This window comes from Sorangium sp. So ce385 (assembly GCF_051474135.1).
GTDB lineage: Bacteria > Myxococcota_A > Polyangia > Polyangiales > Polyangiaceae > Sorangium > Sorangium cellulosum_D.
The window spans coordinates 1,322,367-1,342,070 of record NZ_CP150337.1; the positions used below are offsets into that span (position 1 = coordinate 1,322,367).

The following is a 19,704-nucleotide window of genomic DNA, read 5'->3' on the forward strand; positions in this document are numbered from 1 at the left end:
GATCCTGGTCACGCGCCCTTCTTGTGAAACTCCACGAAGAACCTGACCGGACCGTCGGGCTCGACGTGGTGCAGCACCTCCGGCGCGACGATCCCGGGGGTCTCCGGGGTCAAGAGGAGCTCTCGCCCCGCGGGCCCCTCGACGCGGTAGCGGAGCTGCCCCGAGACCACGTGGATCACCCCCCACACCCCGGGCTTCGTCGCATGGTTCTTCCGGAGCCCGGCGGGGATCGTGCCCTCGTCGAGCTCCGCGGTCCGCTTGTAGGCGGAGAGCCCGCCCGGCATGTCGAGCCGATCGCACCGCACGCAATCGAGCTCGGTGCCGAGCATCGAGGCGCGGCCCTCGGCGGTGAGCACCCACGGGCGCAGGAGGAAAGGGGGCTTGTGCCGGACGTGCTGACCGTGACCGCAGCTCAGCTCGGCCACCCAGTCGCCCGCGTCGTCCTCGTGGTAGCCCGTGATCGGTCGGAGCATGCCGGCTTCTCCCCCCGAGGGCTGGCTGCGATGCCAGCGCGGGAGAAGGAAGAGCAGAGAGACTCGAGGACGTCAAGCGAGGCTCGCGGCGCCGGCTGGCAGGGACGCAATCCTCTGCCGTCAGGTGCTTCTTCGTGGGTCGAAGGAGCATACGAGCCCACTCGTACGCCGCGCCCACGACGCCGCTGGGCGCCGCGGCAGCGACGGCGGGGGGCACGATCCGGCCGCCACGCGGACCGTCCTACCGCTGAGATCGCGTGATACGCTCCGATCATGCGCACACGCCTTTCGTTCGCGCTCCTCGCCGCCGCGTCGCTCGCGGCGTGCCTTCCTCCCCAGGCGACCGCAGAGTCGCCCGATCCCTTCGCGACGGCCGAGAGCGAGATCGCGCCGTGGACCGAGCCCGCGCCCGAGATCGTGGAGAGCCCGGTGGGGCCCGAGACGGCGGAGCAGCGGGCCGCGCGGCTGCTCGCCAAGGCGCCCCTCGTGGACGGCCACAGCAGCGTGCCCTCGCCGCTGCTCGGCGGCGCGCCCCACCGGGCGAGCCCGGACCACGAGGCGACGGCCGAGGAGCTCGCCAGGATGAAGGCGTCGGGCGTCGGCGGCGCGTTCTTCTCGATCCACGTCAGCGCGTCCTCGGCGCAGGCCTCGTTCGGCGGCGGCGCCGCGCGCCGCGCGCTCGATCTCATCGACGCGACCCACCGGCAGATCGAGCGCCACCGCGACGCGCTGAAGCTCGCGCAGAGCGCGCGGGACGTGCGCCGCGCCAAGCGTGAGGGCAGGATCGCCGTGATCCTCGGCGTCGACGGCGGGCACGCCATCGAGAACTCCCTGCCGGCGCTGCGCTCGTTCTACCGGCTCGGCGTCCGCAGCATGGCGCTCACGCACACCACGACGAACAGCTGGGCGGACTCCGCGGGAGGCCCCCTCGAGCCCGGGGTCGCCCGCCACCGCGGCCTCTCCTCCTTCGGCGAGACCGTGGTCCGCGAGATGCAGCGGATTGGCATGCTCGTCGACCTCTCGCACGCGTCGGACGACACGTTCCAGGACGTCATGAAGGTGGCCAAGGCGCCGGTCATCACCTCGTCCACGATGCCCGCCGCCGGCCATCTCCGGCGCAACCTCGACGACTACATGCTGCGCGCCATCGCGGAGAACGGCGGCGTCGTCCTCGTGAACTCCTGGGCGCTCTTCCTCGACGCGACCTACGCGGAGCAGTCCGAGCGCTTCGTGCAGAAGCACGGGGCGCACCTCAAGGAGCTCGGCGAGCGGCTCCAGGGCGACGCGCGGGCGCTCCGCGAGGAGCTCGAGAAGCTCAAGGCCCAGGAAGCGCCGATGACGCCGCCGCCGCCCTCGCGGATCGCGGACCATATCGATTACCTGGTCAAGATGGCGGGGATGGATCACGTCGCCGTCGGCTCGGTCTTCGGCGATGGGGAGGCGCTCCAGGCGGGGAGCGCCGGCGCCGACGGGCTCACGGGCATCACGTTGGAGCTCCTCCGCCGCGGCTACTCGGAGGGGGACATCCTCAGCCTGCTGGGCGGGAACTTCGTGCGCGTCCTCGAGCAAGCCGAGGCCTACGCGGCCGCCACGGCGACCACGCTGTCCGGGCACGGCAGCACGCGGCAGCTCACCGCGGCCGAGCTGCGCGAGCTGCAGCTGCTGGACGCGCCGCCGCCGCCCCCGTCGTCGCGGGGGCCGCAGTGGTGGATGGCGCCGCCGCCCGCGCCGGCCGCGCGGCCCGCGAAGGTCGCGGCGCCGCCGCCCCCGCCGCCGGAGCTCGCGCCGTCGCGGTAGGCTCTCTCGGCGGGCCGGCCGGGCGCTCGGCGCGGAACTCGGCGCGGAACTCGGCGCTGAGCGACCGCCGGTTCCGCGCGGCGACGTCTCGGGGCATCCGAACGGCTTGGGACCGATCTCAGATCGTCCTCACGGACGTCTCGTAGCTGAGCCGGGGGCCGCGCGGGTAGAGCCCTTCCGGTTTGCCATGGCCGACCATGCAGATGAAGTTCGATCTCAGCGAGGTGCCCTTGAAGAAGGCCTCGTCGACGAGCGCGTTGTCGAACCCCGAGAGCGGGCCGACGTCGAACCCGAGCGCTCGCGCGGCCAGCATGAGGTAAGCCCCTTGCAGCGAGCTGTTCCGGAAAGCCGTCTCGTGGCTCAGCTGGGCGTTCGACGTGAAGTACGGCTTGACGTCGAACGCGGGCCACAGCTCGTCGAGTCGCTCGTAGAACCGCTCATCGTAGGCGATGACGATCGTCGCGGGGGCGCGCTCGACCTGGCGCCTGTTCGACTCCATCAGCGCGGGGTAGAGCTTCTCCTTCGCCTCTTTCGAGCGGATGTTGAGGAAGCGGGCCGGCATCGAGTTCACCGACGTCGGTCCCCATTTGAACAGCTCGTAAATGGCCTTCAGGTCCTCGTCGGTCACGTCCTGCTCGGTCCAGTCGTGATGCGAGCGCGCCTCGGTGAAGATCTGTTTCAGGGCCTCGGGCGGCAAGATCCTTCTCATGTGTCGTCTCCCGTTGGCCTCATTGTCGGTCGCGGCGGACGGTTTGACTACGCCGGATAATCCGGATAGTCTGTCCGGGGGTACGGATAATGAGCTGGGACCTGAACGCCACGAGGATCTTCGTCGAGGTCGTCGCCGCGGGCTCCTTCACGGAGGCCGCGAAGCGGCTGGAGATGCCCTCCTCGACGGTGAGCGACCGGGTCGCCGCCCTGGAGAAGGCCCTCGGCGTGAGCCTGCTCACGCGGACGACGCGGAGCCTGCGGCTGACCGACGCGGGCGAAGAGTACTTCAACAGGAGCGCGCCGGCGGTCCGTCAGCTCGTCGACGCGTTCGATGAGACCTCCGGGGCGCAGGCGCAGCCGAGCGGGACGTTGCGCCTCGCCTGTCCGGCGGAGTTCGCGCCGCTTCAGATCGCCGAGGCGGTGGCCGAGTACCGGAGGAGATTTCCGCAGATGAGCGTCGAGATCCTGTTCTCGAACGAGCTCGCGCACCTCCATCGCGACCGGATCGACGTCGCGATCCGCGGGGGCCACCTGAAGGACTCGAGCCTCAAGGCGAAGAGGCTGGGCGTCGGCCGGATGATCCTGGCGGCGAGCCCGAAATACCTGCGGCGGTCCGCCCGGATCACCGCTCCGGCGGACCTGCGCGCGCACTCGTGCCTGGGCTTCCTCGGCCCGGACAAGGCCGGCTCCGAGACCGTCTGGAACCTGCAGACGGCCTCGGGCCTGAAGGCAAAAATAAGAGCGAGGATCACCACGAGCGCGAACTCGTTCGCGGCGATGGAAGAGCTGATGAAGGCCCACGAAGGGATCGGCTTCGTCCCCGAGAGCTTCATCCGGGGATCCCTCGGCCGCGGAGAGATCGCTCAGGTCCTCCCGGAGTGGTCGAGCGGCCTCATCCCGATGCACCTCGTCTTCCCGGCGCATCGAACCCAGCTCCCCAAGGTCCGGGAGATCATCCCCCTCCTGACGGCGAAGATACGACCTCTCCTGTCGAGCGAACCGTAGGCTCGGGGCTCGTCACCGGCTTCCTCTTCGACAGCAGGAACCACGACGATCAAATTCCGCCTGAGATATCGCTCACGGTCACGAGGGAGGTGATCCCTTCGATCGTCACGTCCGGCGGCGTCCGGCACATCACCCCGAACTGTAGCTCTTTACCGATAAGCTGCGCGCTGGCTCCCTGGTACAACTCACGAACGCCGGAAATCTTCGAAAGTGCGCCGGTATCTTGCATGATCCCATCCCTATCATACCACATGAGCCGGCAGCTCGGGCAAGTCGCGCCGCCCACGCAGGAGTTCGAGTTCGAGGCAGCCGTGTTGTAGAGATCCGAGTAGTAGACCGTCGTGGCTGTGACGCTGCGATTATGCTCCCGACTGTCGTCCGAGGGTGGAGCGATCGGGCAGAAGATGTCGACGGGAGAGCTCCCGAGGTTCGTGACCCCACCCCCGTTCCGATAGACGGTCTCGATCGCACCTTGCGTGCCCGCCGGCGAACATTCGACGCCGCTCGTCTGAACGTAGTTCCAGCCGCTGGTCGATATCGTGGTGTCGTCCTCCGGATCGCCGCTTCCGTGAGTGCAGTCACCCGTGAGCTGGCAGAGCTTGGCCTTGTAACCGAGAATCGCCGTTCGTTCGGGCACCGAGCACACGAACTCCAGGCCCTTCACGACGGTATCCTCATGGGCCTCCAGCGTGGTGCCGTTGCCCGTACCGCCCGCCCACTGGCCACCGCCGCTCGTCGACCCCGCCACGTCGAGCCGACCGACGCCGGAGCCGCCGGTGTTCGAGACCGAGGCGCTGTAGTAAACAAAGCTATCGGAGGCGCGCATCGCGGCGTAGCAGCTCACGGTCCGCGTCCCCGCTCCTCTGCGATCGAAGTAGACGATCGCCGAGAGCGCATCCCCCCAGCGCTTGGCGTTGAACGCCGTCGTCCCGTTCGAGCCCCAGCGGCCCGACAAGGCGATCGGGCAGATGACGTCGCGCTCCGAGGTGCCGGAGTTGTAAATCGCGCCGCTCGAATCCATCCGATCGGTGGCGAGCGGGTACGCGAATGTACACTCTGCCCCCCCGTTCTTCATCAGCCAGGCTTTGTGCGTCGCGAGCGCCGAATGGCTCAACGAGAGAGCTGCGGCGACGAGCGCCACGATTGTGATCTTCTTCATGCCGTTCACCTGTCAATTCGCAGAGACCGTTGCTTCGTAGGAGCCTATGATGGAGCTAGCTGGCATGGTGCAGGCCAGACCCCACTGAACCGAGGTCTGCGACGTGAAAGGGTTGCTCCAGGAGAGGGTGTTGAACTCACCGGCAGGAGTCATGTAGGACCCCGCCGGCGCGCTGGCGCAACCCCCGGCGGTGGAGCACGCGTAGCGGGAGGTGCCCCAGACGATGCTGCCGCCGATCGATTGCGCGAACGGTGTGCAGCGCACCGACTCTCCCGTATGATAGTCCTTGACCTCGGCCTTCATCCCGGTCGCGGTCACTTCGGTCGCCATGCTTGATGAGACCGAATCCCCGTAGTAGGCGGTCGCGCGCCTCGTGATCGGGCAAACGATAAACACGGGCGCAGAAGCGTCGAACCTGACCGAGGTCCTCTGCACCGAGTGCGTCAGTTCGTCTTGCTCATCACCGAACGCAGCGCGGCAGCGGGTGCCGCTCATGTTGACGTGGTTCGGACCTCGAGTGTAGACGTACTGCGCGTGCGCCCCGACCGTGACCAGGCCGATCGCGCAGAAGGCCAGCGCCCCTATTCGTACCTTGTGTCCCATACCGTTCTCCTCTGTTCTCCGTTCACTTCGACGTCGAGCCGATCAAGGCTCGACGCCGCGCCGCGGCAGCGCAGCTCTCATCGCCGAGAGCCGCGCTCCACGGGCTCGTCGAGGCCGTCCCGAGGCAGCTCCTCCGGAAGTACGGGGCTGTCCGGCGGCGGCGCGTCGAGGATCCAGGTGACCTCCACCCGATCGCCGTCGCGCTCGATCAAGCCGCTGCGCATCTTGCCGGCTTGCCAGCCGTGGAACTCGCCCGTCCGGGTGATGGCCTCGGTGGCCTCCTCCGCCTTCACCGCGGATGCGTGGACGACCGTCACGGCGCAGCCTTTCGCGTAGCACTCCAGCGGCTCGAACGTCCCCGCGGCCCCCAGCTGCGCGAGCTTGCTCGTCCACGCGTCGACGACGGCCGACGCAGGCGCGAACAGGCGGTGGTCCGGGCCTGAAGCCCGGAGCGCACGCAAGACACGATCTCGATGCTCGCGCGGCGATGGCTCCCTCAGCGGCTCGGCGGGCTCGCTCGGAGGCGGCCCCGGATCGAGGGGCCGGTCGGGCGGAGAGGCAGCGCCGGCGGCGTGCTCATCAGCGTGAGCGTGCTGCGCGCGCTCCTCCGCTCCCGGGGCGGCGTTCGGCGCGACCGAGCCTTGCCGCGACGGGCCGTCTTCGTGCTGCCGCTCGCGCTCTGGAAGCGTCGCCCGGGCGCCGAGCTCATAGGCGAAGAACAGCGACCCGATCATCGCGCAGCCAGCGAGCAGCCGCCCCATCCAGCGGTCCTTGGAGCGCTCCGCCGGCAGCCCCGGAGAGCTCGAATCCCGTGGGGTCGAATGCAGCCCCGTCCCTGTCCCAGTGTCATGCTTGACCAGCTGACTCATCCCGTCACTTCCATCCTTACTTCTGCAGCCTGGACCGTGCCGCTCGGGCCCCCATGGCCGGAGCTGGCGAGCACCTGGTATCGGTTCGCGCTCGGCTCGAAAGCTCCGCAAGAACGTGGACGAACGATCGGCGCGGCTCGGGCTCGTGGCAGCTGTGTCGCCTGCGCGCTGGCTGCCAGCTCTGCCGGGGCGCTCATCGTCCGGAGACCCCATGCCCGGAGGCCCGATGTCTCGCGGTCGTCGTGAACGACGGTCCTCCTCGACCGCCGCCCGAACGTCATCAGCATCAGCACGCCTCGTGCCAGGTTCAGCGATGGCCTGGTCGTCCAGACATCACGCTCGGCGCGGAAAAGGCACGGCAGAGCCGGAAATGCGGGGCGATTCGCCGTTGCCCGTCACGGATCGCACCGTGACAAGTCACGGGTTGCACCGTGACAAGTCACGGGTTGCACCGTGACAAGTCACGGGTTGCACCGTGACTCGTCACGGGCCGCAGCGTGAGGGGCTGAGGCGGCGCGGCCTGCTCGCGGGCTCGGTGTTCTGATCCTCGATGCCCGCGGAGGCCTGAGCCGCGTCGTGCGCTTCTATGGCAAGGGCGGCCCCCCGTCGACCGCCTGCCGCCGCCCCTTTCTCTCTCCGCGCGCTGCCAGCACCCCGATGGCCATCAGGAGCTCCGTCGGCTGGATCGGCTTCGCGAGGTGCGTCTGGAACCCGGCGAGCAGCGCTCTCGTGCGGTCCTCGTCTCCGGCGTACGCGGTGAGCGCCACGGCCGGCACGTCCCCGCCGCGCTCCTGCGGCAGCGCCCGCACCCGGCGGATGAGCTCGTAGCCATCCATCCCGCGCATCCCGATGTCGCTCACGAGCACGTCCGGCCTCTCCAGCTCGAGCAGCCTCAGCGCCTCTTCCCCGGATCCTGCGAGCCGGACGCGCGCCTTGCGCTCTTCGACGAAGGTCCTGACCATGTCGCGGGTATCCAGGGCATCGTCCACGAAGAGCACCGAGATGCCGCTCAGGTCGGAGAGCTCGCCGATGTCATCGATGCTCGCCCGGGCATCGACCTCCGGCCCGTCCGTGCCGCCCTCCGCCGGGGCGTGGGCGACGCCGAGCGGGAGCTCCACGGTGAAGGTCGTGCCCTTTCCCACGCCGGCGCTCGTCGCCCGCACGGCGCCGCCGTGGAGCTCGACCAAGTTCTTCACGATGGCGAGCCCCAGGCCCAGCCCGCCGTGCCGCCGCGTCGTCGAGGCGTCGGCCTGGCGGAAACGCTCGAAGACGTGGGGGAGGAACTCGGGCTTGATGCCTTCCCCGGTGTCCGAGACGGTGATTTCGACGTGATCGCCGGCGCGGGAGACCTGCACCTGCACGCGCCCGCCCTCCGGGGTGAACTTGATGGCATTGCTCAGGAGGTTCCACACCACCTGTTGCAGCCGGCTCGGATCGCCGCGCGTCACGCCGACGGCGGGACTCGAGATTTTTTCGATCTGGATCCCTTTCGCCTCCGCCGAGGGCGCGACGGACGAGACGGCCGCGCCGACCACGTCGTGCAGGTCCAGCGGCTGCACGTCCAGGCGGAGCTTGCCCGACGTGATGCGGCCCATGTCGAGCAGGTCCTCGATGAGCTGCGCCTGCGCGCGGGCGTTGCGGTCGATGACCGCGAGCCCCTTGCGGAGGTCCTCGTCCTCGCAGCTCGACCGACGGCGCAGGAGGTGCAACCAGCCGAGGATGGCGGTGAGCGGGGTGCGCAGCTCGTGGCTGACCGTCGAGAGGAACTCGTCCTTCAGCCGGTTCGCCCGCTCGGCCTCGCTGCGCGCGGCCTGCTCCACCTCGAGCAGGCGCGCCCGCTCCTCCTCGGCCTGCTTGCGGTCGGTGATGTCGATCACCGAGCCGACATACCCGAGAAACTCGCCGCTCGGGCTGAACCGCGGGGCCGCCGCGTCGATGCACCACCGGTACTGCCCGTCACGGCGGCGGAGGCGGTAGTCGAGGCGGAACGGCTCCCGCCTGGCGTTGGCGGCGCGGAAGATGCTCGCCGAGCGCTCGGCGTCCTCCGGATGGAGCATGTCGAGCCAACCGAACCCGAGGCCGACGGCCTGAGCCTGCCCCGTGAAGTCGGACCAGACCTTGTTGAGGTAGGTGCAGTAGGCGTCGGGCCGGGTCACCCATATCATCACGGGGGAGTTGTCGGCGATGTTGCGGAATCGCTCCTCGCTCTCGCGGATCGCGTCCGCGGCCGCTCGCTTCTCCGTGATGTCGGTGACCATGCCGATCATGGAACGAGGCTGTCCGGCCTCGTCGTGCTCGACGGCGCCGAAGTCCGTGACCCAGCGGATCTGCCCGTCGGGGCGGACGATGCGGAACTCGATCGCATAGCCCGTCCGCCCCTTGAGGGCCGTTTGCGCCTCCGCCCGGACCCGCACCCGGTCGTCGGGGTAAATCCTCCGCTCGAACGCCTCGAGCGTCCCCTCGAACGTGCCAGGCGGGATCCCGAAGATGCCGCACACCTCGTCGGACCAGACGACGCGGCCGGTGACGAGATCCCAATCCCACACGCCGGTCTGCCCGGCGCGCAGCGCCAGCCGCAGCCGCGCCTCGTTCTCCCGCAGCGCCTCCTCGGCGTGCTTGCGCTCGGTGATATCCCGGACGACCCCGAGCATCACGAGCTCGTTCCCCGCGCGCTCGAAGGCGCCGGTCGACGCCAACCACAGGACGGTGCCGTCGGCGTGCAGGACGCGGTATTCGTCCTTGTAATGGGCTTCGGACAGCCTGGATCGAGCCTGCGCTATCGCCTGGTCGACCGTGCGGACGACGGCCGCGCGGTCCTCGGGATGGATGGCCTCGAGCCAGCGCGCGTAATCCACCCGGCCGCTCCCCGGACGGCACCCCTCGAAGAGCGCGCAGGTTTCGGGCGTCCAGGCAGCGGCTCCGCTGTCGATGTTGAACTCCCACAGGCCGATCCGACCGGCGCGGCTGGCTCGCCGCAGCCGCTCCTCGTTCCTGCGCAGCGCCTCGCTGTTGCGTCGCTCGTCGGCGACGACGGCCAGCACCAGCGTGGTCACGGTGGTCGCGCCGATGAACTGCTGGAGCAGCGCGAACTGAAACCCCTCGGGGGTGCCGAACGGCCCGTGCCCGTCGGTCGTGGCCTGGATCGCGACGACCGCGACCGGGAGCATTGCCGTCGTCGCGCCACGAGCGCCCCACGTCAATGCCGCCCAGGTCAGGGCGGGAAAGGTCAGCCATGGGCGGACCATATGGGAGGATTCAGGCCCGAAGCTCAGCCAGGCCAGGGCCCAGGCAGCCGCCGTGCACAGCGCGAGGTGCAGCCACCGCCCCCGGTCCCAATCGACCGGCTCGCCACGCGCCCAGCTCAGCACGAGGGGCGTCACCACGATCACCCCCGTCACGTCGCCGACCCACCAGTTGAGCCATGTCGTGGGCGCGTGCCTGAAGCCCAGGTCGAACGCGCCGGCGAGCGCGAACGTCCCTGCAGTGGCGGCGATGGCCGAGCTGCCCAGGGCGGCGGCGCTGACGATGAGCACGTCGGTCAGGCGCGTGAGCGCCGGCCGCAGGCGAGCGCGGCGCAGCGCCCATGCGCCGCCCAGGGCTGCCAGCGTGTTCCCGGACGCGAGGGCGGCCTTCACCCACAGCGGGAGGGACGGCGCTTGCAGGAGGAACGCGGCCATCGTCCCGGCGAACACGGCCGGCCACAGCCACGGGCCCCCGAGGAAGAGCCCGGCGAGCGCGACCCCCGCGGCGGGGAACACCGAGGAGGCGGCGCCGCGGACCGTCGCCCACTGGAGGCCCAACAAAGCCAGGAGGAAGTAGCTCGCAAACAACGCGGCGGCAGGGCCGAGGCGACGTGGCCCGTCAGCGTTTCCGCCTGTTTTCACGACGCACCTCCTTCCGCCTTCCGCCGTGCGACGCGCGGGGCGTGCGGGCCGGCTGTTGCTCGGTCGGCGGCCTCGGCACCTCGCGGATCACCTCGCTCGCAGGGCCCGAGACGCAGGAGAAGACCTCCTCGGCGATGCGTCTCCGAGGCGCCAGAGCGAATTACATGGCGAGGGGGCATTGTATGGATAAACGTCTCTCTGGCCTGCGTGCGATCTTTCTCTTACGCATGCGGGAGGAGCCGTCCAGACTCCCAGCCTCCCAGCCGCTGCGCTGGCGAGCGCAGCGCGCGGCGGCAGCGGGGCGGCGGCGACGCGGGTCGCGGCGGGCGGCTTCCGCCGGCCGGACTGCGCGGGATGGTTCCTGGCCCGCGCGCAGGGCGGATCGGCTCCAGGAGGAGGGTTCAGGAGCGCGTCACGGCGCGACGGATCCCCGGGCCGCCGCGCTCTTCGCTGCTGCCTTCAGCTTCTTCAGGTGTCCGTGCAGGGTCTCCGAGTCGAGGCCATGCAGCGTCAACCGAAAGCCAGCCTCCAGCGTCGATCGGGGCACCATGGGATGATGGTTGTGGACCAAGGCGACAGGCAGCGGGTCGTCCAGGATCTTGCCGACGTAGAGCGCGATGATCTCGTCCAGCTGCAGCGAATTGCTCGCCCGCCAGAAATGGTGGTCGGACAGGAACAGCGCATAGAGCGGCGTGTAGATCTCGATGGCGGTCTGCAGGTCGACGACGTTCAGCCAGGTGTTCGGGAGGTCGTCCAGGCTCGCGTCGTCGTCGGTGATGGCAGAGTAGTCGACCTCTCTCCGGGGCTCGATCTCACGCCCCTCTGCGCGGAGCTTCTCGTTCAGCTCGATGATGAAGTTGTAGAACGTCAGATCATGGACCGTGAACGTGTTGTCCAGCAGGTCCTCCAGCCGCCTGGTCCTCAGCGGCGTGGTCGTCTCGATGTCGATGCCCGGGACGTTGTCCTCGATGAATTTCAAGATCTCCGTGCCGATCGTGAAGTGGCGCAGGATGAGGTAATTGGCCTCCGGGGCGACGAAGAGCCTCAGGCCCCAGTAAATGGACCGATGCAAGAGCCACGGCGATTGCCAGCTCGCCGGGGCGAGGATCTTCATGAGCTTGATCCCGGAGATCGACAGGCGGGCGAACGGCCTGACGATCGGCATCACGACCCTGCGCGTGAAGCTGCGCTGGCTCTTCAGGAGGGCGGCCTTGGCCTTCTCGTCGATCGGCAACGACCGGTCCAGGTACAAGGCCAGCCACGGATCGGGATCGCTGGGATCGTGCTTCATCTTCCTGAAAAAGTCTCGAAAATCCATGTCAGTAGCTCCCGATCTCCTCGAGCTGGAGGCGGTAGAGCCGCGCGGTGACCCGTGCGGTCTTGAGGATCCTCGGCGCCATCCGCGGGAGGTTCAAGATGCCAGAGCGGAGCGCCTCCTCCAGCTCGCCCAGGTGATCTTCGTCGGCCTTGGCGTGATAGAGATAGAAGCCGACGGCCTGCGCCTCCAGGCGGAGCGCAGACCGCACGTGCTCGGCCCACCGGGCCGCGACCCGCTTGCCGAGGCCTTCGATGATGTACATGGCGCCGAGCAGGTCGAAGGGGTTCGGCTGATCGGCGCGATGGAAGATCCAGGCAGACAGGGCCTCGCTGCCGATGTTCAGCTCGTGCCGCGCGAGCCCGGCCGGGTCGCCGCCGCTCTCCAGGTAGTCCTGCTCCAGCATCAGGTAATCGCGGTGCTCCGCGGCCGCGTGGCGGATGAAGCGCGAGCGCAGCTCGGCGAACTCGTGGCCGATGTTGGAGGCGGCGCGCGCGATCCAGAGCGCCCCGTTCATGACCTGCGCCCGGTGGTTCAAGAGGAGCTCGTGGTAATCGGCCAGGCGAATCCGGCGCTCGAGCACGCGCCGCACGATCGGGATGTGATCCACCTGGGACTCGAAATCCAGCCAGATGGACGACAGGCCGCGCAGGACGGCCTGCGGTGAATCTTCGTCTCGAGGCGACGTACGTTCCGGAAGCATGCTGGACCTCCCTGGTGAGGACGGCGGGTCAGACGACGGTGAGCAGCATGAAGGCGATGACGCAGCGGCCGCTCTCCGGGATGAAGCCGAGGACCCGCTGGCCCGGCTGCAGATCCCGCTCCTCGATCAGCTGGTGCAGCATGAGGAGGATGGATGCGGCGCCCGTGTTCCCCTGGGAATAGAGGTTCGTGAACCAGCGGGCTTCGGGCACCATCGCGCCGGTCTTCGCGAGCAGCTTGACCATCTCTCCGCGGAGAGAGTGGGACGAGTAGTGCGCGAGGAAGTGATCGATGGCTCCGGGCCTCAGCTGCCGCCGATCCACGAGCTCGAGGTAGTGCTTCGCCCAGACGGGGAACATGCGGTGAAGCAGATCGAAGTCCTGCTTGAGGACGACGGCGCCCTGCTGCGCTGCGAGCGCGGGGCTGTCGTAGTGGCTCCAGGGCTTCCTCTCGCCCGCTCGGTTCCTGGAGGTGCCCGCATACATGCAGGGGTCGAAGCGGTCGGCGTAGGAGCAGAGATCGATCCAGTCCACCCTCAGGGAGCGACGCCCCTCGTTCGGCCGGGTCTCCAGGAGCCAGGCGCCGGCCCCGTCGGAGAGGGTCCAGCGGAGGAACTCGGTCTCCATCAACGCGGAGGAGCCCTCGCCTTCCTGCTCCAGACCGGCATAGAAGCCGGGCCGGAAGAAGCGGCTGGAGAGCTCGGCGGCGCAGGCCACGCCGCAGTCGTGCTCGCCCGCCTTCAGCTGGAGGTAGGCGGACTTGAACGCCATCATGCTGCTGGCACAGACGCTCTGAAAGCTGGCGATCTCCATGGGCCGCAGGCCGAGCTCGCCGTGGACCGCGCTGGCAAAACCAGGGACGAGGAGGTCGCCCTGCGTGGTGGCCGCCGCCAGGAAGGAGAGCCTCTCCGCGGCGATCTCGCTGCGGGAGAGCGCGTCCCGGATCGCGCGAGCCGCCATGTCTGCGCCGGTGTGGAGGTGCACGCCGTCCGGCGTCACCGCGTAATGGCGTGTCTTGATGCCGTTCTGCCGGAGGACGAGGCGCCCGAGCCTGGAGCGCCTGTCGTCGATCTTGCCGATGTACTGCTCCATCTCCTCGTTGGGGACCGGCCTGCCAGGCAAGAAAGCGCCAGTGCTGGTGATGTAGACGGAACGATCCATGATCCCTCTCCGTGGCAGCGATGGGCTGGGAGCTCGTCACGGCGGCCATCGACACTACCTCAGTCGCCCTCGCCGGGCCGAGGCCTAACGATGTCCGTCGGTCGCGTCCTTGCACTCTCGGTCGTGTCCGTCTTGGCCGGAACCTGCGGGCGCATGTCGACGCCTCGGGGATCGGCCGAGCCGTCCCTGGCAGCGGCGCCCTTGCGTTCGCAAAGGCCAGAGACCAGGGAGGGCTTCACCGGCGCGCTCCAGCGCGCCGACGCGTACGACCTCCGCACCGCCCGGTTCGACGGCGACCTGAAGCGAGGAATCCCTATGAACTTTCTGGATGATTCCCTGTTTCCCGAGAATCAAGAGAAGCTCGTCATCACGGTGGCGCCGTACGGGCCGGAGTGGGAGCCTGCCGATTTCCCGGAAGACATCGCGGTGACGATGGCCGAACAGGTCCAGAAGGCGGTGGACTGCTACAACGCGGGCGCCGCCGTGGTGCACGTGCACGCGCGCGACGCGGACGGCAAGGGCTCGAAGCGGCTGTCGATGTTCAACGAGCTGCTGGCGCGCCTGCGCGACGCGGTGCCCGATATGATCCTGCAGGTCGGCGGATCGATCTCCTTCTCGCCGGAGAGCGAAGGCGAGCAGGCCAGATGGCTGAGCGACGACGCGCGCCACCGGCTGGCCGAGCTCTCGCCGAAGCCCGACCAGGTGACGATCGCGATCAACACCACCCAGATGAACGTCGTCGAGCTGATGAGCGAGGACGACGTCGCCGGCAGCTCGTTCGCGCGGCCGGACGTCCACGAGGCCTACCGCGAGATGACCGTGCCGGCCGGCCCGGCCTGGGTCGAGGAGCACCTGAGGCGGCTCTCGGCGGCGGGCATCCAGCCTCACTTTCAGCTCGCCAACGTCCCTCAGCTCGAGACCGTGGAGCGCCTGATCCGCCGTGGCGTCTACGCCGGGCCGCTCAACGTCACGTGGGTCGCGATCGGCGGCGGGTTCGACGGGCCGAACCCTTACAACATGATGGAGTTCATCCGACGCGTGCCCGACGGCGCCTGCCTGACGCTGGAGACCCTCATGCGGAACGTGCTGCCGATCAACACGATGGCCATCGCGATGGGGCTGCACGCCCGCTGCGGCATCGAGGACACGCTGTGGGGACGCAAGGGGCAGCGCATGACCTCCGTGCAGCAGATCGAGCAGACCGTCCGCATCGCGCGCGAGCTCGGCCGCGAGCTCGCGGACGGCAAGGAGGCCCGCCGCATCTACAAGATCGGCGAGACCTACCGGAGCGCCGACGAGACGCTGGCGAAGCTCGGCTATGCGCCGAACCGCAAGGTGGGCGAGCGAGGGGTGCCGCTGCGCGCGGCGGCCTAGCGCCGGGGCGGCGTTCTCGGGGGGATTCGATGGAACACGCAGTCCGCTTCCACAAGACCGGCGGGCCGGAGGTCCTCTGCTGGGAGGAGGCCTCCGTCGGCAGCCCGGGTCCCGGCCAGGCCCGGGTCCGGCACGTCGCCGTGGGGCTCAACTTCGCCGACGCCTATTTTCGCAGCGGGCTCTATCCCGTGCCGCTCCCCAGCGGCATCGGGGTGGAGGCCGCCGGCGTCGTGGAGGCGGTCGGCGAAGGCGTCACGAACGTCGCGCCCGGCGACCGGGTGACGTACACCGGCTTCCTCGACACGCTCGGGGCGTACTGCACCGAGCGGATCCTGCCCGCGGCGCCGCTGATCCGGCTGCCGGACGGCATCAGCTGCGAGACGGCCGCGGCGATGACCATGCGGGGCCTCACGTCGGCTTACCTGATGCGCCGCATCTGGCCGCTCAAGGCCGGCGACAGCATCCTGCTGCACGCGGCGGCGGGCGGCGTGGGCCTGATCGTCTCCCAGTGGGCGAAGCTCCTCGGCCTCCTGGTGATCGGCGCGGTGTCGAGCGACGCCAAGGGGGAGATCGCGCGCGCCCACGGCTGCGACCACATCATCCATTCCGGCCGCGAGGACGTGGCGAGCCGCGTGCGCGCGCTGACCGGCGGGGCCGGCGTCTCGGTCGTCTACGACGGCATCGGCAAGGACACGTTCGCCGGCTCGCTCGCCTCGCTGAGGCGGCGCGGGCTGCTCGTGTGCCTGGGCACGGCCTCGGGCCCGGTCCCGCCGCTCGACGTGGCGCAGCTCGCGGCCAGGGGATCGGTGTTCGTCACGCGCCCGGCGCTCGCCGACTACATCGCCGATCCCGTGGAGAAGGGCGAGCTCGCGGGCGAGCTGTTCGGCCACGTCGCCGCGGGGCGGATCCGGATCGAGATCCACCAGCGCTACAGCCTGGAGGACGCGGCGCAGGCGCACCGCGATCTGGAGTCGCGCAGGACGACCGGGTCCTCCATCTTCGTCGTTTGACGCAGGAGATCGCCTGTTACGCGCGCCCACGCGCGCTGAACCCGGAGGACCAGAATGACCAGCTCAACGTCTGTCGGATCGGCCGCCGCTCGCGCGCCGGCGCGCGGCTCCATCCGGGTCGCGCCGCTCACCTGCACCATCGGCGCCGAGCTCGGCGGCGTCAGCCTGGCCGACGCCGCGCGCGACGACGCGCTCTTCGCGGAGATCAGGGCGCTCTTGTTGAAGCACCGGGTCCTGTTCCTGCGCGACCAGGACATCACGCGCGCGGATCACGTCGCCTTCGCGAGGCGCTGGGGCGAGCTCGAGGACCACCCCATCGCCGGCAGCGATCCCGATCATCCGGGGCTGGTGCGCATCTACAGGGACGCGAACAGCCCGCCGGATCACTACGAGAACTCGTATCACTGCGACGCGACCTGGCGCGAGGCGCCGCCCATGGCCTGCGTCCTGCGCTGCGTCGAGACGCCGGAGGTCGGCGGCGACACCGTCTGGGTCAACATGGTCGAGGCGTACAACCGCCTGCCCGAGCGCATCAAGCAGCGGATCGCCGGGCTCCGCGCGAGGCACAGCCTCGAGGCCACCTTCGGCGGCGCGATGGCGATGGAGAAGCGGCACGCGCTCAGGGCCAGCTACCCCGACGCCGAGCACCCGGTCGTGCGCACCCACCCGGAGACCGGCGAGAAGGTCCTGTTCGTCAACGCCTTCACCACGCATTTCGTCAACTTCCACACGCCGGACAACGTGCGCGTCGGCCAGGATTTCACGCCCGGGGCGAGCCACCTCTTGAGCTACCTGATCAGCCAGGCGGCGATCCCCGAGTACCAGGTCCGCTTTCGCTGGAGGAAGAACAGCGTCGCGATCTGGGACAACCGCTGCACCCAGCATTATGCCGTCCAGGATTACTGGCCTGCGGTGCGCAAGATGGAGCGCACGGCGATCCTCGGCGACCCGCCCAGCTGACCGCGTCGCGCCCGCGAGCGCTGCCCGGTCGACAGGCCGCCTGGCCGGGTCTACCGTACCGATCTCCCGCGATGCGAACGGCGGCGCGACCCCTGACCCGGCGACGAGCGCCCGCGCTCCCGGCGGCGCTCGCCGCCTGCCTGCTCGGCGGCGCTTGCTCGGACGTGCCGCCGCCCCTGGCCGGCCAGGGCGGCGCCGGGCCCGGCAGCGCCGGCGCGACGTCCGTGACGACCACCTACGTGAGCGTCGGCGCCGGCTTCGGCGGCGCCCCGGAGGAGCTGCCGCGCTCGTTCCTCGTGACCGGCGTGGTCACCGACGGCGCGGCGCCGCTCGAGGGCGCCATCGTGATGCAGGCCGGCGGCGCGCCGGCCCTCGTCACCGGCCCGGACGGCGCGTTCTCCGTCGAGATCACGCGCGACATCCCCGGTCAGCCGACCGTGGTCGCGGCGAAGATCGGGTATCGGACCGACGGCATCGAATTCGAGGCTGTCCCCGACGGGCCGGTGGAGATCGCCGTGCGCCGCGTGTCGCCGCCGGACAACGCGCTCGGCTACGCCTACGGCGACCCGGGCGAGGGCGATCCCCACAATTCGACGCGCTTCTGCGATCACTGCCACACGACGCTCGTGGCCCAGTTCCTCGAGTCGGGGCACGCGCGGTCGGCGAAGAGCCCGCTCCTCCAGGCCGTCTACGCCGGGGTCTCGCTGGCCCACGGCGACGAGGCGTCGTGCGCGGCCGCGGGCGGGCGCTGGAAGGCCGGCCGCGTCCCGGGGACCGAGGCCGGCGTCGCGATGCGGTGTTACCTCGGGAGCGGCGTGCTGCCGGATCTCAACCCGTCCTGCGGCGGCGCGGGGCGGCCGTCGTGCGACGACCCCGCGCTGCCCGCGGCGGAGCGGCCGGCGGCGTTCGGCGCGTGCGCCGACTGCCACGCGGCGGGGATCGACGGCCCCGCGGGCGGGCGCGACCTGCTCGAGGCCACCGGCATCGCGTTCGAGAAGGGCGACCACTGCGACGCGTGCCACAAGGTCCGCGACGTCGATCTGAGCAAGCCGCCCGGGGTCGCCGGCGCGCTGATGATCCAGCGCCCGCGGGAGCGGATCTCCGCCGATCCTTCCTCGAAGCTGCTCGACGTGATGTTCGGCCCGCGGCCCGACGTGCCGAACAGGTTCATGGGCGGGAGCTACCAGCCGAAGTACTCGACCTCGGAGTATTGCGGCGGCTGCCACGAGCAGAAGCAGGCGGCGCTCCTGCCGGGCGCGGCGCTCGACCCGGCGCGCTGGCCGGACGGGCTGCCGATCCACGAGACGTTCTCCGAGTGGGCCGGGAGCGCGTGGAACCGCCCCACGTCGCAGTGCCAGGCCTGCCACATGCCGGAGACCCCCTCGCTGAAGAGCAGCGTCGACGTGACGACCGAGGCGAACGCGAGCATCTCGCTCGGCTTCGTCCGCCCGCCGGGGTCGGTCCTCTCGCACGTCTTCCTCGGCCCGCTGCAGGGCGAGCCGCCGCTCATCCGGGGCTCGGTCGAGGTCCGCGTCGCCGCCGCCTCGGTCGCGTCGGGCGAGCTTCAGGTCACGGTCGCCCTGACGAGCGAGCTCGCGGGCCATGCGGTCCCGACCGGGGAGCCGATGCGCGCGCTCGTGCTCCTCGTCGCCGCCGAGGCCTGCGGCGCGCCCATGGCGCCGTCGAGCGGCATGACGGTGCACGACACGGGCGGCGCGCTCGCGGAGGCGCGCGTGGGCCAGGGCGCGCAGCTCTCGGGCGCGGCGCTCGCCTGGCCGGAGGGCGCGGCGCGCGCGAGGGCAGGGGACGTGGTGCGGGTCGTCCGCCCCACCGGCGTGTACGACGATTACACCGGCGTCGGCCGCTTCGCGGATCCGTCGCTCGACGCGGCCGACAAGGGGCTCGAGATCCGCGCGCCGGTCGGCGAGGCGCGGGTGGTCGAGGCGGGCGGCGGCGCGATCGCGCTGAGCGGCGCCATTCCGGCGCAGGACGGGGACATCGTTTACCTCGGCGCGCCGGTGCCCGCGCCGCCGGCCGAGGTCGAGCGACCGGCGGCCGCGTTCGCCGGCGCAGCGGGCTACACCTTCGCCAAGGTGCTCGTCGATCCGGAAGGCGCGCGGCACGCGCCGCAGCACCGCGCCGTCGACATCGCCAGCGACAACCGCATTCCGCCGGGGCACGTCGCGGTGACCTCGCACGGCTTCGCGGTCCCCGCCGGCTGCTCGGGGACGGCGAACGTCACGGCCACGCTGCTCTACCGGCCCGTCCCGCTCGCCCTCGCGCGCGAGCGGGGCGTCGACGCGCGCGATTCCCTGGTCGACGTGGCCGCCTGGCCGGTGCCGCTCGACTGAGCGGCGCGGGCGGTGCAGCGTGCCTGTGATCCGAGCGGTCACAGAGCTGCTGTCGAGCCCGTGCGCTCGCCAGAGCGCGAGCATGCCGCCGTGGTTCCGCCTCCCACGCAGAAGACGTCGTGTTCCAGCGCGAACCGATCGAGCTCATCGGTTGTGTTCGAGCATGTGAGAGCCAAAGCGGACTCGGCGGCTCGCAGAGGTGTTGTTGGGGTCGCTTACCCCCCTGGCGACCGCCGCCATGATAGACGATCGTCCGCTCGGGGCGTCGGCGCCTCCAACGCCGTGGAGGCGTCTCCGCTAGGCTGGAGCAAAGCGACGGGCGCCCGTGGTG

The 19,704-nt window shown here is 70.2% G+C and carries 15 protein-coding genes; 6 read left to right on the plus strand and 9 right to left on the minus strand.

The features are described from left to right. Nucleotides 1-8: 8 nt before the first annotated feature. On the minus strand, nucleotides 9-473 hold the full coding sequence (locus tag WME83_RS04955; protein WP_437318098.1) for a DUF3565 domain-containing protein: 465 nt from the start codon (nucleotides 471-473) through the stop codon (nucleotides 9-11). Nucleotides 474-746: 273 nt separating this feature from the next. Between WME83_RS04955 and WME83_RS04960 the strand changes: the two genes are divergently transcribed. Next, nucleotides 747-2,270 carry a dipeptidase gene (locus WME83_RS04960; protein WP_437318099.1) on the plus strand — a complete coding sequence of 508 codons (1,524 nt, stop codon included), beginning with the start codon at nucleotides 747-749 and terminating at the stop codon, nucleotides 2,268-2,270. 118 nt (nucleotides 2,271-2,388) lie between these two features. On the opposite strand, the gene WME83_RS04965 is transcribed toward WME83_RS04960, so the two are convergent. Then, the gene (locus tag WME83_RS04965) at nucleotides 2,389-2,979 is read right to left on the minus strand and encodes a malonic semialdehyde reductase (RefSeq protein WP_437318100.1); all 591 of its coding nucleotides are present in this window, start codon (nucleotides 2,977-2,979) and stop codon (nucleotides 2,389-2,391) included. Nucleotides 2,980-3,068: 89 nt separating this feature from the next. Between WME83_RS04965 and WME83_RS04970 the strand changes: the two genes are divergently transcribed. After that, the gene (locus tag WME83_RS04970; protein WP_437318101.1) at nucleotides 3,069-3,986 is read left to right on the plus strand and encodes a LysR family transcriptional regulator; all 918 of its coding nucleotides are present in this window, start codon (nucleotides 3,069-3,071) and stop codon (nucleotides 3,984-3,986) included. 49 nt (nucleotides 3,987-4,035) lie between these two features. Here WME83_RS04970 and WME83_RS04975 read toward each other — a convergent pair whose 3' ends face one another. The 7 genes from WME83_RS04975 to WME83_RS05005 all read right to left on the minus strand — a co-directional run bounded on the left by WME83_RS04975 (nucleotide 4,036) and on the right by WME83_RS05005 (nucleotide 13,678). Beyond that, on the minus strand, nucleotides 4,036-5,145 hold the full coding sequence (locus tag WME83_RS04975) for a hypothetical protein (protein WP_437318102.1): 1,110 nt from the start codon (nucleotides 5,143-5,145) through the stop codon (nucleotides 4,036-4,038). Nucleotides 5,146-5,157: 12 nt separating this feature from the next. After that, the gene (locus tag WME83_RS04980) at nucleotides 5,158-5,748 is read right to left on the minus strand and encodes a hypothetical protein (protein ID WP_437318103.1); all 591 of its coding nucleotides are present in this window, start codon (nucleotides 5,746-5,748) and stop codon (nucleotides 5,158-5,160) included. Nucleotides 5,749-5,825: 77 nt separating this feature from the next. Beyond that, entirely contained in the window at nucleotides 5,826-6,617 is a 792-nt protein-coding gene (locus WME83_RS04985; RefSeq protein ID WP_437318104.1) for a hypothetical protein, read from the minus strand. Between the two features lie 584 nt (nucleotides 6,618-7,201). Next, on the minus strand, nucleotides 7,202-10,501 hold the full coding sequence (locus tag WME83_RS04990; RefSeq protein ID WP_437318105.1) for a PAS domain-containing protein: 3,300 nt from the start codon (nucleotides 10,499-10,501) through the stop codon (nucleotides 7,202-7,204). A 412-nt stretch (nucleotides 10,502-10,913) separates the two neighbouring features. Further along, nucleotides 10,914-11,819 (minus strand): DUF6999 family protein, encoded by a 906-nt coding sequence (locus WME83_RS04995; RefSeq protein WP_437318106.1) that lies wholly within the window; start codon nucleotides 11,817-11,819, stop codon nucleotides 10,914-10,916. Between the two features lies 1 nt (nucleotide 11,820). Next, a complete protein-coding gene (locus WME83_RS05000; RefSeq protein WP_437318107.1) occupies nucleotides 11,821-12,519 on the minus strand; it encodes an iron-containing redox enzyme family protein in 699 nt (232 codons plus the stop codon). Nucleotides 12,520-12,547: 28 nt separating this feature from the next. Further along, the gene (locus WME83_RS05005; RefSeq protein WP_437318108.1) at nucleotides 12,548-13,678 is read right to left on the minus strand and encodes a beta-ketoacyl-ACP synthase III; all 1,131 of its coding nucleotides are present in this window, start codon (nucleotides 13,676-13,678) and stop codon (nucleotides 12,548-12,550) included. A 315-nt stretch (nucleotides 13,679-13,993) separates the two neighbouring features. On the opposite strand from WME83_RS05005, the gene WME83_RS05010 reads away from it, so the two are divergent. From WME83_RS05010 to WME83_RS05025, 4 genes are all read left to right on the plus strand, one after another. After that, nucleotides 13,994-15,052 carry a 3-keto-5-aminohexanoate cleavage protein gene (locus tag WME83_RS05010; protein ID WP_437318109.1) on the plus strand — a complete coding sequence of 353 codons (1,059 nt, stop codon included), beginning with the start codon at nucleotides 13,994-13,996 and terminating at the stop codon, nucleotides 15,050-15,052. A 29-nt stretch (nucleotides 15,053-15,081) separates the two neighbouring features. After that, on the plus strand, nucleotides 15,082-16,062 hold the full coding sequence (locus WME83_RS05015) for a quinone oxidoreductase family protein (protein WP_437318110.1): 981 nt from the start codon (nucleotides 15,082-15,084) through the stop codon (nucleotides 16,060-16,062). 54 nt (nucleotides 16,063-16,116) lie between these two features. Further along, nucleotides 16,117-17,022 carry a TauD/TfdA dioxygenase family protein gene (locus WME83_RS05020; protein ID WP_437318111.1) on the plus strand — a complete coding sequence of 302 codons (906 nt, stop codon included), beginning with the start codon at nucleotides 16,117-16,119 and terminating at the stop codon, nucleotides 17,020-17,022. A gap of 71 nt (nucleotides 17,023-17,093) precedes the next feature. Further along, a complete protein-coding gene (locus tag WME83_RS05025) occupies nucleotides 17,094-19,373 on the plus strand; it encodes a hypothetical protein (RefSeq protein ID WP_437318112.1) in 2,280 nt (759 codons plus the stop codon). Nucleotides 19,374-19,704 lie beyond the last annotated feature (331 nt).

Coding starts and splice junctions, on each gene's coding strand:
- WME83_RS04955 (WP_437318098.1), bottom strand. CDS start 473: ATGCTCCGACCGATCACGGGCTACCACGAGGACGACGCGGGCGACTGG.
- WME83_RS04960 (WP_437318099.1), top strand. CDS start 747: ATGCGCACACGCCTTTCGTTCGCGCTCCTCGCCGCCGCGTCGCTCGCG.
- WME83_RS04965 (WP_437318100.1), bottom strand. CDS start 2,979: ATGAGAAGGATCTTGCCGCCCGAGGCCCTGAAACAGATCTTCACCGAG.
- WME83_RS04970 (WP_437318101.1), top strand. CDS start 3,069: ATGAGCTGGGACCTGAACGCCACGAGGATCTTCGTCGAGGTCGTCGCC.
- WME83_RS04975 (WP_437318102.1), bottom strand. CDS start 5,145: ATGAAGAAGATCACAATCGTGGCGCTCGTCGCCGCAGCTCTCTCGTTG.
- WME83_RS04980 (WP_437318103.1), bottom strand. CDS start 5,748: ATGGGACACAAGGTACGAATAGGGGCGCTGGCCTTCTGCGCGATCGGC.
- WME83_RS04985 (WP_437318104.1), bottom strand. CDS start 6,617: ATGAGTCAGCTGGTCAAGCATGACACTGGGACAGGGACGGGGCTGCAT.
- WME83_RS04995 (WP_437318106.1), bottom strand. CDS start 11,819: ATGGATTTTCGAGACTTTTTCAGGAAGATGAAGCACGATCCCAGCGAT.
- WME83_RS05000 (WP_437318107.1), bottom strand. CDS start 12,519: ATGCTTCCGGAACGTACGTCGCCTCGAGACGAAGATTCACCGCAGGCC.
- WME83_RS05005 (WP_437318108.1), bottom strand. CDS start 13,678: ATGGATCGTTCCGTCTACATCACCAGCACTGGCGCTTTCTTGCCTGGC.
- WME83_RS05010 (WP_437318109.1), top strand. CDS start 13,994: ATGAACTTTCTGGATGATTCCCTGTTTCCCGAGAATCAAGAGAAGCTC.
- WME83_RS05015 (WP_437318110.1), top strand. CDS start 15,082: ATGGAACACGCAGTCCGCTTCCACAAGACCGGCGGGCCGGAGGTCCTC.
- WME83_RS05020 (WP_437318111.1), top strand. CDS start 16,117: ATGACCAGCTCAACGTCTGTCGGATCGGCCGCCGCTCGCGCGCCGGCG.
- WME83_RS05025 (WP_437318112.1), top strand. CDS start 17,094: ATGCGAACGGCGGCGCGACCCCTGACCCGGCGACGAGCGCCCGCGCTC.